The organism is Duganella sp. Leaf126, from assembly GCF_001423125.1.
In the GTDB taxonomy this organism is placed as follows: Bacteria; Pseudomonadota; Gammaproteobacteria; order Burkholderiales; family Burkholderiaceae_D; genus Rugamonas.
Genome location: NZ_LMNW01000012.1, coordinates 85,025 through 97,519, shown reverse-complemented (window position 1 = coordinate 97,519; position 12,495 = coordinate 85,025). Strand labels below are relative to the sequence as shown.

Here is a 12,495-nt window from a genome sequence, read left to right as displayed (position 1 = left end):
CTCCGTAAAGTTCGCTCAGCATCATTGCATACGTCCTGTCAGCCGATGACTTTCTTCACCACCTCGTTGAGCCGCTGCGGATCGAACGGCTTGACCAGCCAGCCGTTGGCGCCGGCAGCGCGGCCCTTGTTCTTCATCTCGTCCGACGACTCGGTCGTCAGCATCAAAATCGGGGTCTTGGCGTAGCTGGGCAGCTGACGCAGCATCCTGATCAGTTCCAGGCCGTCCATGCGCGGCATATTCTGGTCGGTCAACACCATGTCGACCTGTTGCAGCCGCGCTTTTTCCAGGCCGTCCATGCCGTCCACGGCTTCGACCACGTCGTAGCCGGCCGCCTTCAGGCTGAAGGCCACCATCTGGCGCTGGGAACTGGAATCATCAACTGCAAGTATTGTCTTGGCCATCTTGGTTCTCACTAAAATTATTGCCGGTGTTCCGGCATATCAGGGTCGTATCGGCGCTGCTCGGGCGATTTTCACGCGCGGTTCAGAACAGTTCGATGTCGCCGCTCTCCATGTGTTGCTGATGTACGGCCTTGCGCAGCACGCTGCTCAATTCCAGGCTCTGGACGGTCAGCGCAATGCTGACCTTGCCGAGCAGTTCGACGATTTTCTCATCCTCGCTCTCGGCCGTCATTTCCGCGCCATGCTCGCCCAGCTTGCCGAGGAAATCGCGCAAGCCGTTCACGCGCTTGAGCGTGCGGTCGAGCAGCTGGCCGGTCATGTCCTGGAACTGCAGGCTGACCACGGCCGCATTCACATACGTGCCCAGCTGCCCGGGCAGGGCCTCGAGCCGGGCGCGCTGGTCGGCCGTGATGTCGGCGCCCGCGAGCAGGCGGTCGATGGTGGCCTGTTCGCCCGTCACTGCCTGGTGGATGGCCATGAAGTTGAACGACAGCTTGTCGATCGCCTCCTCCAGCAGCAGCCGGGTCTGGATCAAGTCGGTTTCGACCTCGGTCAGATGCTTGAGCCCGTGGTCGGACACGCCCGACATCAGGCGTTTGACATGCGACCCCAGGATTTTTTTTCTCGTCATATAAGTCTCGTGATTACTCTTGCTGCTGGCTGCGTAAATTCGTGGCGTCGCATCATTTGCGTACCGGCGGTCCCGCCGGCGCCGCCGTTGCCGGCGGTGCTGCCGGACCGTCTTCGACCGTGCCCTCCTCGGCGCCGACCTCGATCTGGCGGCCGCCGTCGCGGATCACGCTTTCCTCGGTACGCTTGTTCATCACCAGGATGCTGATGCGGCGGTTGATCGGATTGAACGGATCAGCCTTGTCGAGGTTGGCGGCCGACGCCAGGCCGGTCACCCGCAGCACCTTGGCGTCGGACATGCCGCCCGCAATCAGTTCGCGGCGCGAGGCATTGGCGCGGTCGGCCGACAATTCCCAGTTGCTGTAGCCGGTCTCGCTCATATACGGCGTCGAATCGGTGTGGCCGGTGAGGCCGATGCGGTTCGGCACATCGTTCAGCACAAAACCGATCTCGTGCAGGATGTCCTTGAAATACGGCTGCAGCTCGGCGCGCGCCGAATTGAACATCGGCCGGTTCTGTTCGTCGACGATCTGGATCCGCAAGCCTTCGCTGGTAATGTCGAGCAGCAGCTGGTTCTTGAACTTGGTCAGCACCGGGTTGGCGTCGATCTTCTGCTCGATCTTCTGCTTGAGATTTTTCAGGCGGTCTTTTTCCTCGGCTTCGAGCGCCTTCTTGGCCGCGTTGAGGTTGTAGGTCTTCTGTTCGGTCGGCGCATCGCTGGCCTTGACCTGGCCGGTCTTGCGCGTCAAGTCGGTGCCGCCGCCCTGGATCACCGAGCTGCTGTCGCCGCTGCCCGAGCCGCCCTGCATCGCCACCTTCAACGGCGTTTTAAAGTATTCGGAGATGCCGTTCAAATCGCCCTTGGTGGTGGAGCCGAGCAGCCACATGAGCAGGAAAAACGCCATCATCGCCGTCACGAAGTCGGCATAGGCGATCTTCCACGCGCCGCCGTGGTGACCGCCGCCGTGTTTCTTGATGCGCTTGACGATAATCGGGCGTAAGCCTTCTTCAGCCATTTCGGTTCCTTGAGCCGGACATCGGGTAACCCATTACTTGGATTTCGATTTCTTGATGTGGTCTTCCAGCTCGCCGAAGGTCGGACGCTCGGTCGAGTACAGCACCTTGCGACCGAACTCCACCGCCAGCGCCGGCGCGTAACCGTTCAGGCTGGCCAGCAGGATGACCTTCACGCACTGGTACATCTTGGCTTCTTCTTCCAGCTTCTGTTCGTGCAGGCTGGCCAGCGGCGCCACGAAACCGTAGGCCAGCAGAATACCGAGGAAGGTACCGACCAGCGCGTGGGCGATCAGGATGCCCAGTTCGGCCGGCGGCAGGCCGACGTTTTCCATCGTGTGGACCACGCCCATCACCGCCGCCACGATACCGAAGGCCGGCATGCCGTCGCCGAGACGGGCGATGGCGTGGGCCGGCGCGGCGCCCTCGTGGTGGTGAGTGTCGATCTCGTTGTCCATCAGGTTTTCGATCTGGAACGCATCCATATTCCCGGACACCATCAGGCGCAGGTAATCGGTGATGAATTCGACCACGTGGTGGTCGGCCAGCACGCTCGGATACTTGCTGAACACGGGGCTCTGTTCGGGGCTGTCGATATCGCCTTCGATCGACATCAGGCCTTCCTTGCGGACCTTGGACAGCACGTCGAACATCAGCGACATGAGCTCCATGTACAGGTCCTTGTTGAACTTGGACCCTTTTAACAGCTTGGGCAGCGCGCCCATGGTGGCCTTGATGGTCTTGGCATTATTGCCGGCAATGAAAGCGCCGAATGCGCCGCCGCCGATCATCACCAGTTCGAGCGGCTGGAACAGCGCAGCCAGGTGCCCGCCCGCCATGGCGTAACCGCCAAAGACGCCGACCATGATGACTACATAACCGATGATGACAAACAAGAAAGGCTCCCGAAAAAGAAAAAGGGCCAAAACATTAACTCGCGGCGGCCCGATTTCATAAAATTTACGTGTAGAACTACAATAGCTTGTCTCAGTGCCCCCGGGCAAGCGAATAACGCCAAATGATGCTTAAAAGTACCATTTATAGAGGGGAGTCGTGTCGTTTGTGGCGTGAATGACGAGATCGGGCGGCTTGCCGCAGATGTCAAATTCATAGCTTATTAAATTGCTACCAGGACACATTTCAGCCTGCGCCTTGCGCCACAATTGCCCCATCGCGGCCGGCGACAGATACGCGAAGACCAGGTCGAACTGGCCGAAATCGAGCTGCTCGTAGTCGCCGCGGAGGAACTGCGCGCGGCTGCCGGACAGCCGGGCGCGCAGCCAGCTGGTCAGCCACGGCAGCGGGGCCAGCTCGATGCCGACCACGTCGACATCGGGCCGCACGCGCGCCAGGTACAGCACAAAGCCGCCCAGCCCGCTGCCGATATCGATCACGCGCAGGCGCCCGCCGCCGGCGCGCGGTTCGGGCAGTTGCTGGCGCACGGCATCCCACACGCCGGGGCTGGACGGAAAATACGGCACCTGGGTGCGGAACGTGGACCAGTACCAGCCCAGCAGGACGAGAAAGACCAGCAGGAAGATCCACGACGGCAGCTGCAGCGCCAGCGCCGCCAGCACGGCCAGCGGAAACAGCAGCTCGATCAGGCGCCACCACGGCGCCAGTCCGGCGCGCCAGGTGATGGCAGCCGCGACCAGCCCGTGGACCACGGCCACGGTCAGATAGCTGACCGGATACAACCAGCTCAGGCGCAGCGAGGCTAGCAGATAGACCAGGACCAGCGTCAGCGGCGCAGCGCCGCACTGGATCAGCAGGGCCCGCACGGCAGGCGTGCGGACCAGGCGGGAGAGAATGGAGGAAGGTGGGCGGGTCACGCAGCCAGGGCGTCGCCGTCAACCAGTTCGGCGTCGCGTGCTTTTTGCGCCGCCTTGGTCTTGCCGGCGCGCGAAGGCATGTGGCACAGGCCGCAGACATAGCTGCCGTGCAGATCCATGGCATTGACCACGAACTTGCCCTGGCATTTGCCGCAGTGGGCCGTTTCCAGCATCTTGCTGCTGAAGAAGCGCACCAGGGTCCAGGCACGGGTCAGCGACAGCAGCGGCTCTTCGCCCGGGGCCGGCGGCATCTGCTCGAGGTAGAGCTGGTAAGCCTTCATCACGGCCTGGATGCCGGAAGCGCCAGCGTGGGTGACCAGGAACTGGTGGATGTTGATGAACAGCGAGCTATGGATGTTCGGCTGCCAGGTCAGGAACCAGTCGGTCGAAAACGGCAGCATACCCTTCGGCGGCGACACGCCGCGCAACTCTTTATACAGCTTGAGCAGGCGCTCGCGCGACAGCGAGACTTCCGATTCGAGCAACTGCAGGCGCGCGCCCAGTTGGATCAGTTCGATGGCCAGCTGGATTTCCTGGGCTTCGGAGACTACGCTTTTCTTGGTCATGATCTGGGCTCCCGGCTGCTGATAGATAGGTGGCGACGTATCGTGGTCTGATTACGCGATTTCTTCAACGGCCTGGCCGGCCATCAGGATGGCGGCGTGCGACTGCGCCAGGTTGCGGTCTTTATTATAGTTGGTCAGCATCGACAGGATGGCGCTGTCGTCGAAGCGGAAACGGGCCAGCATCATGTTGCCGCCTGCGAGCTTGAGGATCTGGGCATTGCTCATGCCTTCGATCAGTTCGGCGATTTCGGCAGCGATGCCGAGGCGGAAGATCGCGGTGACTTTGTCAGCGCGAATCATTTGCTGCGCGAGCATCAGGTAGCTCAGGTTAGCATCGCGGATCTCAGCCATCATGTCGTTTGCGGTCATTTCCATCTCCCAGTTCGTTCGTGTGTTTCACTGCGGAATTACGTTTCCAGTGAGATACATTCTGCGGGAGCAACAAAAATACGAGTAGAGGTGCACCTCCGTATTTTCCGTCGGGAAATAGCGAACGCGACCTGTCCGTGTTTGTCTTACAAACACATGCAGATCGGGGGTCTACGCCCTTGCGGCGTAGGCATTTGGCGGCTGACAGTCTTCAAAAAAATCCTGGAAAGGTGATGAAACCGGCCCAAAAATCTTGTTGCGAGCGACGCTTTTTTGCTACATCTGAGCTGGTTACGGCAGCATTTTCGGGAACTTTAGGGTTTCCACGAAAAAATTTTCAATTATTTTTAACTACCTTTTTGCAACCCGGGACGGCGACCTGCGCCTTTTCAGACCCATTTCCCCGTATCCTGAACCTGGTAACGGCAGCGTTTTGGGTAACTTGAGGGTTTTTCCGAATTATTTTTCGATTTTTTTTCGATTTTTTTTCGATACGCAGCCCATGCCATTTAGGCAATTGCCGCACTGCTCCCTGCCTCGGTTATCATGTTGCTACGACGCGACGGGAGAGGCGGACATGGCGCAACAGGTATTGGTGCTGGCAGGATTATGGAATTCAGGTCCCGCGCACTGGCAAAGCCAGTGGCAGCAGCAGCGCCCGGACTGGCGGCGGGTGGAACACAGCGACTGGGAAACGCCGGACGCCGGCACCTGGGTGGCCGAGCTCGACGCCGCCATCGGCCGCTGCGCCGAGCCGCCGGTACTGGTCGCCCACAGCCTGAGCTGCGCACTGATCACGCGCTGGGCCGCATCGGGCTCGCAGTACAAGGCGGCCGGCGCCTTCCTGGTCGCCCCTTCCGACACCGACGCCCCCACCTACCCCGACTGCACCACCGGCTTCCAGCCGATGCAACTGGCGCCGCTGCCCTTCCCGACGCTGATCGTCGCCAGCAGCAACGATCCGTATGTCGACATCACCCGCGCCCGCCAGTTCGCATCGGCCTGGGGCAGCACCTGCATCGAGATCGGCAACGCCGGCCACATCAACGGCGACGCCGGCTATGGCCCTTGGCCTGAAGGGCTGGCATTGTTCGACGAGTTTTGCGCCGGGCTCGGTGATCGATAAATTCCGAGCATGCTTGCAATTTTTATATTTTAACTTTTGGATCCCCGTCTTCCTGCTTCGGCAAACGGTCGCGAGCGCAGTAACCTGAATCTTGCGAACGTAGCCGGGTATAGGTGGAAATTCGCCCTCGACTTCACAGATGCAATACTCAGACTGCCGAGGCCAGGTTTTCGCTTGACTTAGCAGCATCTTGGACTGTTTAAAGCTCATGTGCCTGAGTGGCCGATCATCGCTACGTGGTGGCTGACTACAAACTATCTGAACAGGTAACGATCGACATAGAGCAAAGGCACGCTGGAGCAAGTAGTTTGCTACAGCAAGACAAACCGTGGACATTCAAAGGACGCATCAGCTTGAATTATCCCTGTTAGTCGCTCGGAGTGTAAAACCGCCAATCAGTAGCAAGCGCACCAGCTATCCAGCAGAAGGCTTTGGCAACAGTAAAGCTTCCGGCCTGGTCGTGAGCTGCTCGAGCTACCAACAGCTAAAAGGCTATGGTTGATCGCGGAAGTCTGCTCTGACTCCTCCGTCCGACTCTCGCAAGGATTATAGGCGCGTTGAGGACGTCGAAGGATTTAAGGACCTAATTTCAACGCCTCCATATCCAACCACTTCTGCTACCGGTGCATCAGCTACATGCGATAACGGAAATACAATGAAACATGGCGTTACGTTAACTTACACAAAATGATTTGATATTGTATTTTTTGACACGTAGAGTACTTCATCATTGACCGAATCAGAATGGTGACGCTCAAACACCGAACATGTCTGTTTTGGAGTTCCATATTTTTACAAGCACATGAAAAATCTACTATTTTCGCTATTCACAGTAGCTTCGCTCTTACCTTTAGCGAGTTTTGCGGATCCTAATATGGACACGGGAAAGTTAGATAATCCCGTGTCCGCAGATGCAGCCTTTATTCCCGCAAGACTATTATTTGGAACACATATTAATGATGCAATTTTGCAAAAAATTGGATGTAAATATTTTATCGATGGTCCGGATAAATCTTTTCAACTACTGAAAATTCTACTCACAGCGCGTGATTTACCTCAAGATCAATTAATTTCAAGAAAAAAATTTGAAGTTAGAAATAAAATAATTTTTCATTTTAAGAACAGCGAGGATGTTTCTGTAGAATTCGGTCAAAAATTTCTGAACCAGCCCTATGTAAATGCGACCTGGAATACGCAGCCAATATTACTTCGCGATGAAGTAGTCGCTGAAATTCGCGAAGTAATTAAAGGCGGAAAATTCGCACAAATCAATGAACATGCGTCATCTCCTTGCGATCTCCTTTGATTATTAGAAGACAGTTTGGAAAATTATTCCCATCAATGGAATATTCAGAACCATAGAAAATAACAACGGTGCTGATCTGGAAAAACTTCAGAGTGCATTAAGTTACGGAAGTCAAAATGCGCAAGGAATTCAGCTGTTGCGCGATACGTCTCAACAGCACGTCGACCTTGTAATCGACCACACCGGCCTTAATCAAACCTCAATCAGCCCGGATGGGCAGATCACCATCACTTGGGACCCGAACACTGCTATTGCTGTCACAGATGCGGACGGAAATATCAGCAACTATGAATCCCCAGCTGCGAATCTGTTTCATGAAATGTCGCATGCGGCCGATAAGGACCTCGCGACTACGTCAACCACCCCCGATGCTCAATATGAGTTCGTCGCAGAAAGGATCGCTACCGAGAGAACAAACTCCATCATCGTTCCACTGGGCGAGGAAGGACGTACCAATCACTCCGGTGACTACGTTGCTGTAAACAACCCTACCGAGCATACGGCCGAAGGTAAATGGGTCGAAGTAGGGTCGGACGGGCAGGTCAGATCTTCGACGCAAGCGGATGGTTTTAACGATAACTGGAACGGCACTGATAGTGATCCTGATGATCCAGGTGGAAGTAGCGATGGCGATGGTGGTGGAAGCCTCGGGGCCTGCGTCAGTATTGACTCCATCCTGCCTGATGGGAGGTTAGCCGGTGAAATCGTGGTGGGCGATGAACTGCAACTGGCCGATGAACGCATGCTGGAGCCTGGGCGCGGTGTGGTCAGTTATTCACAAATTAAAACCGCAGCGGGCTTCCGGATTACCACCGAGAGCGGTACCAGCCTCAAGTGCTCCGATACTGCTCCTATACCGACTCCCGAAGGTTTGGTGCTGGCGCCTGACTTGCTCGGCAAACAGGTGGCAGTGCGCCACGACAGCGGAAACGGCTTGGTGCAGTGGGAAACGGTGATTGCTGTTGAGGCAATCGGTGAGATATTAGCGTCACCGAAACCCAGCATTATGCACCGGTGGAAGTGACACTAGTCGGCCATCATGATGTGGGCATGCACCATATAATGATTATGTAAGCGAGCGTCCATCACCTCACTGTCCCTCAAAAACGGGCCAGCCACTAAAATCACGCATAGAACGACTAAACTTTACCGGAGTTCGAGTTCGGCAGCTCATCGCACCTTGGTACGATGAGCTATTCATTGCTACGGTTTTTAGAAACTGCCTTTTGGGCGCAGCAAAATTACTTCGCGCTCAACAGCAACTCGTTCAGGCGCTTGACGAACGACGCCGGATCGGTCAGCGAACCGCCTTCGGCCAGCAGGGCCTGGTCGAACAGGATGTTGGCCCAGTCGTTGAACGAGCTGGCCACGTCTTCCGCTTTGAGGCGCTGCACCAGCGGGTGGTCGGGGTTGATTTCCAGGATAGGCTTCGACTCCGGCGCATTCTGGCCGGCCGCCTTCAGCATGCGCAGCAGGTTGCCCGACAGTTCGTTCTCGTCGGCCACCAGGCAGGCTGGCGAATCGGTCAGGCGGAACGTGACGCGCACGTCCTTGGCCTTGTCGGCCAGCGCTTCCTTCATCTTGCCGACCAGGTCCTGGTACGAGGTCTGGGTTTCTTCGTGCTCTTTCTTCTCGGCTTCGTCTTCCAGTGCGCCCAGGTCGAGGCCGCCCTTGGCCACCGATACCAGTTCCTTGCCCTCGAACTCGGTCAGGAACGACAACATCCATTCATCGACGCGGTCGGTCAGCAGCAGCACTTCCACGCCCTTCTTGCGGAAGATTTCCAGGTGCGGGCTGTTCTTGGCGGCGACATAGTTGTCGGCCGTGACGTAGTAAATCTTGTCCTGGCCTTCCTTGGCGCGCGCCAGGTACTGTTCCAGCGAGACCGACTGCGCGTCGCTGTCGTTGGCGGTGGAGGCGAAGCGCAGCAGCTTGGCCAGGCGGTCCTTGTTGGCCGCGTCCTCGCCGATGCCTTCTTTCAGTACCTGGCCGAATTCGGTCCAGAAGGTGGCGTACTTGTCTTTCTTGTCCTGTTCGTCCGCATTGGCCAGCTCTTCGAGCATGCCGATCACGCGCTTGGTCGAGCCTTCGCGGATCACGCGCACGTCGCGCGACTCCTGCAGGATTTCGCGCGACACGTTCAGCGGCAGGTCAGCCGAGTCGATCACGCCCTTGACCATGCGCAGGTAGGTCGGCATCAGCTGTTCGGCGTCGTCCATGATGAACACGCGCTTGACGTACAGCTTGAGGCCGCCACGCTTGTTGCGGTCCCACAGGTCGAACGGCGCCTTGGCCGGGATGTACAGCAGCTGGGTGTACTCGCTGCGGCCTTCCACGCGGTTGTGGGTGTAGGTCAGCGGCGCCTGGAAGTCGTGCGAGACGTGCTTGTAGAACTCGTCGTATTGTTCCGGCGTGATGTCGGACTTGTTGCGGGCCCACAGCGCGCTGGCCTGGTTGACGGTCTCGGTCTCGTCCTTGAGGACGGTTTCCTTCTTCTCGTCGTCGTACTCTTCCTTGTGCATCACGATCGGCAGCGAGATGTGGTCCGAGTACTTGCGGATGATCGATTTGATCTTCCACGACGACAGGAACTCGTCCTCGCCTTCGCGCAGGTGCAGGATGATGTCGGTGCCGCGGCCGGTTTTTTCGATCTGCTCGATCGAGTAGTCGCCCTCGCCGGTCGATTCCCAGCGCACGCCTTGCGACGCGTCCAGGCCGGCGCGGCGGGTTTCGACGGTGATCTTGTCGGCGATGATGAAGCCCGAATAGAAGCCGACGCCGAACTGGCCGATCAGGGCTGCATCTTTCTGCTGGTCGCCCGACAACTTGCCGAAGAACTCCTTGGTGCCGGACTTGGCGATGGTGCCCAGGTGCGAGACGGCCTCGTCACGGCTCATGCCGATGCCGTTGTCCGAGATGGTGATGGTGCGCGCGGCCTTGTCGAAGCCGACCTTGATTTTCAGCTCGTGGTCGTTGCCGTACAGGGCGTCGTTGTTGATCGCCTCGAAGCGCAGCTTGTCCGCAGCGTCCGAAGCGTTCGAGATCAGCTCGCGCAGGAAGATTTCCTTGTTCGAATACAGCGAGTGGATCATCAGCTGCAGCAGCTGTTTTACTTCGGCCTGAAAACCAAGGGTTTGTTTATCGTTGTCTGCCATGTTGTCGTCAACCTCTAAGTCTAAGATGAAAAATACGTGGGTCGCGCGGTCGCGAAACCGCTGGTGTGCGGGAAGTGGGGATCAGATAAATGTTTTCAAGAGCAAAATATTTTCAGCAGTGATTTTACGGCAGCGTCTTCTCCAGGAACCGCCAGACGGCCGGCTCCTGCATGGCTGCCACGTTGACGCGCATGAAGGTCGATGGCCGCTGGCTCGGCGAAAACAGGCTGCCGGGGGCCAGCAACAGCTGCTCCGCCATGGCGCGCTCGGCCAGGACGTTGGTGTCGCAGCCGGTATCGACCCACACGAACATACCGGCCGGGGCGGCCTGCACCGGCTTCAGCCCCACCCGCTCCATCTGGCGCAGGGTCCTGGCGCGAACGCTGTCGAGCCTGGCTCGCACGCGGTCGGCGTGCTTGCGGTACGAGCCCTCGGACAGCACTTTATAGACCACGCGCTCGCCGATATCGCTGGTAGTCAGCGTGGACAGCATCTTGCGGTCGGCCAGCCGTTCGGCCCGCCCGGGCGAGGTCGCAATAAAACCGACCCGCAGATTGGCCGCCATGGTCTTGGAAAAGCCGCCGAGGTAGATCACGCGCTGCAACTGGTCGAGGGCGGCCAGCCGCGTTGCCGCTTGCACCGCGCTGCCCGGGTGCAGATCGCAATAGATATCGTCCTCGACCAGGATGAAGTCGTGCTCTTCGGCCAGTTTGAGGACCTGGAACGCCTTGGCTGCCGACAGCGACGTCGAGCTGGGGTTGTGCAGCACCGAGTTGATGATGTACAGCCGCGGCCGGTGGATCGCGGCCAGCTCGGCCAGCCTGGCCACGTCGGGACCGTCGCCGAGGCGCGGGATGCCGATCACCTTGGCGCCCAGCGCCGCAAACGAGCCGAACATCAGGAACCAGGCGGGGTCGTCGACGAAGATGGTGTCGCCGGGACGCGTGAATTCGCGCGCCACCAGGTCCAGCGCCTGGGTCACCCCGGCCGTTGTGACGATCTGCTCCGGTGCGGCGGCAATTTCGAGCTCGGCCAGCTTGTTCTGCAACTGCTGGCGCAGCGGCAAAAAGCCCTGCGGCACACCATAGCTGAGCAGCAAACCCGGATGCTGGCGGCTGACGGCGCGCAGCGCATTGGCGACCGCTGCGCCGTCGAGCCAGTCGGTCGGCAGCACGCCGGTGCCGGGCATGTGCTGGTGCGGCAGCTGGCGGAACATATTACGGACCAGCCAGACCACGTCGATCGGCTTGGCTGCCGGGCAGGCGTCCGCAGCCGACGCCGCCGCGCGCCCTGCCCCGGGCTCGGCGCCGCTGAGCGCCATCGGCAAGCGTTCGCGGACAAAAAAGCCGGCGCCGCGCCGCGATTCCAGGTAGCCGGCCGCCACCAGCTTGTCGTAGCTGGCCACCACGGTGAACGGCGAAACCCCATTGCTGGTCGCAAACGCGCGGATCGACGGCATGCGCGCGCCGCCGCGCAGCAGGCGCTCGTCGATGCGGCTGATGACCGAACCGACGATCTGGTCGATCAGGGTGATCCCGGCGTCGCGCGATAGCGGCCCCAGCATGGCGCCCGCTGACGGCCGCGCAGCCGGCGGCGATGTCACCGCTGCTGCGGTCGCTGCCAAAGACGGCCTGACTGCCGCCTGCAGCGCTGAAAACGCATGCGTTGTCGTGACCGCCACTGCGCTGTCACCAGTGCCTGACCGTGTGCTGGCATCGCTGCCTGACCATGCACCTGCCCCGTTGCCTGACCGCGCGTCTGCCCCGTCGCCTGGGCGTGTGCTTACCCCTGTATCGGCCCCGTTGCTTGCCGCTCTACCTGCTTCTGCAACCGGCGCTTGCTTCTGCGCGCCCGCGGCAGCGCGCTCGGCCTGCGCCGCCAGCGCTTCGGCCACGGCAGCCGCAGCGCGGGACGCAGCGGCGCCCAGCATCGAGGGCCGGTTTTTCGTATTGCTCATATCACCATGACAGTACAAGTCCTTATCTGGCAAAGTGTACCGGCACTGTACTGGCTTTGTCACTTATTATAGGAATCGGCGTTCCCGGCAAGGTCCCCGGTCGTCTGCGGCCAGGGCGCCGCGCAGGATGGGGCGG

Annotated in this window: 12 protein-coding genes; 3 read left to right on the top strand and 9 right to left on the bottom strand. The window is 59.2% G+C overall.

Annotated elements, in window-relative coordinates; all coding sequences use genetic code 11:
- Window positions 1–38: 38 nt before the first annotated feature.
- From ASF61_RS08165 to flhD, 7 genes are all read right to left on the bottom strand, one after another.
- Window positions 39–404, bottom strand: coding sequence for a response regulator (locus ASF61_RS08165; RefSeq protein WP_056153778.1), 366 nt, complete (start codon window positions 402–404; stop codon window positions 39–41).
- 82 nt (window positions 405–486) lie between these two features.
- Window positions 487–1,035, bottom strand: a complete 549-nt coding sequence (locus tag ASF61_RS08160; protein WP_056153775.1) for a hypothetical protein — start codon at window positions 1,033–1,035, stop codon at window positions 487–489.
- A gap of 52 nt (window positions 1,036–1,087) precedes the next feature.
- Window positions 1,088–2,050, bottom strand: coding sequence for a flagellar motor protein MotB (gene motB, locus ASF61_RS08155; RefSeq protein ID WP_056153772.1), 963 nt, complete (start codon window positions 2,048–2,050; stop codon window positions 1,088–1,090).
- A gap of 33 nt (window positions 2,051–2,083) precedes the next feature.
- A complete protein-coding gene (gene motA / locus ASF61_RS08150; protein WP_056153769.1) occupies window positions 2,084–2,944 on the bottom strand; it encodes a flagellar motor stator protein MotA in 861 nt (286 codons plus the stop codon).
- Between the two features lie 129 nt (window positions 2,945–3,073).
- Complete coding sequence (locus ASF61_RS08145) at window positions 3,074–3,880, bottom strand: cyclopropane-fatty-acyl-phospholipid synthase family protein (protein ID WP_056153767.1); 807 nt, start codon at window positions 3,878–3,880, stop codon at window positions 3,074–3,076.
- Entirely contained in the window at window positions 3,877–4,446 is a 570-nt protein-coding gene (flhC, locus tag ASF61_RS08140) for a flagellar transcriptional regulator FlhC (RefSeq protein WP_056153763.1), read from the bottom strand. Before flhC ends, ASF61_RS08145 begins: the two co-directional genes overlap by 4 nt.
- A 51-nt stretch (window positions 4,447–4,497) precedes the next feature.
- Entirely contained in the window at window positions 4,498–4,815 is a 318-nt protein-coding gene (gene flhD, locus ASF61_RS08135) for a flagellar transcriptional regulator FlhD (protein ID WP_026636987.1), read from the bottom strand.
- A gap of 577 nt (window positions 4,816–5,392) precedes the next feature.
- Between flhD and ASF61_RS08130 the strand changes: the two genes are divergently transcribed.
- The 3 genes from ASF61_RS08130 to ASF61_RS08125 all read left to right on the top strand — a co-directional run bounded on the left by ASF61_RS08130 (window position 5,393) and on the right by ASF61_RS08125 (window position 8,271).
- Window positions 5,393–5,941 carry an alpha/beta hydrolase gene (locus ASF61_RS08130; protein ID WP_056153759.1) on the top strand — a complete coding sequence of 183 codons (549 nt, stop codon included), beginning with the start codon at window positions 5,393–5,395 and terminating at the stop codon, window positions 5,939–5,941.
- An 802-nt stretch (window positions 5,942–6,743) separates the two neighbouring features.
- Window positions 6,744–7,247, top strand: a complete 504-nt coding sequence (locus ASF61_RS23200; RefSeq protein ID WP_156369497.1) for a hypothetical protein — start codon at window positions 6,744–6,746, stop codon at window positions 7,245–7,247.
- A 136-nt stretch (window positions 7,248–7,383) separates the two neighbouring features.
- Window positions 7,384–8,271 carry a hypothetical protein gene (locus tag ASF61_RS08125; RefSeq protein WP_056153756.1) on the top strand — a complete coding sequence of 296 codons (888 nt, stop codon included), beginning with the start codon at window positions 7,384–7,386 and terminating at the stop codon, window positions 8,269–8,271.
- A gap of 217 nt (window positions 8,272–8,488) precedes the next feature.
- Here the strand turns inward: ASF61_RS08125 and htpG are convergent, their stop codons facing one another.
- A complete protein-coding gene (htpG, locus tag ASF61_RS08120; protein ID WP_056153753.1) occupies window positions 8,489–10,402 on the bottom strand; it encodes a molecular chaperone HtpG in 1,914 nt (637 codons plus the stop codon).
- 124 nt (window positions 10,403–10,526) lie between these two features.
- On the bottom strand, window positions 10,527–11,966 hold the full coding sequence (locus tag ASF61_RS08115) for a PLP-dependent aminotransferase family protein (RefSeq protein WP_082491346.1): 1,440 nt from the start codon (window positions 11,964–11,966) through the stop codon (window positions 10,527–10,529).
- Between the last annotated feature and the right edge of the window lie 529 nt (window positions 11,967–12,495).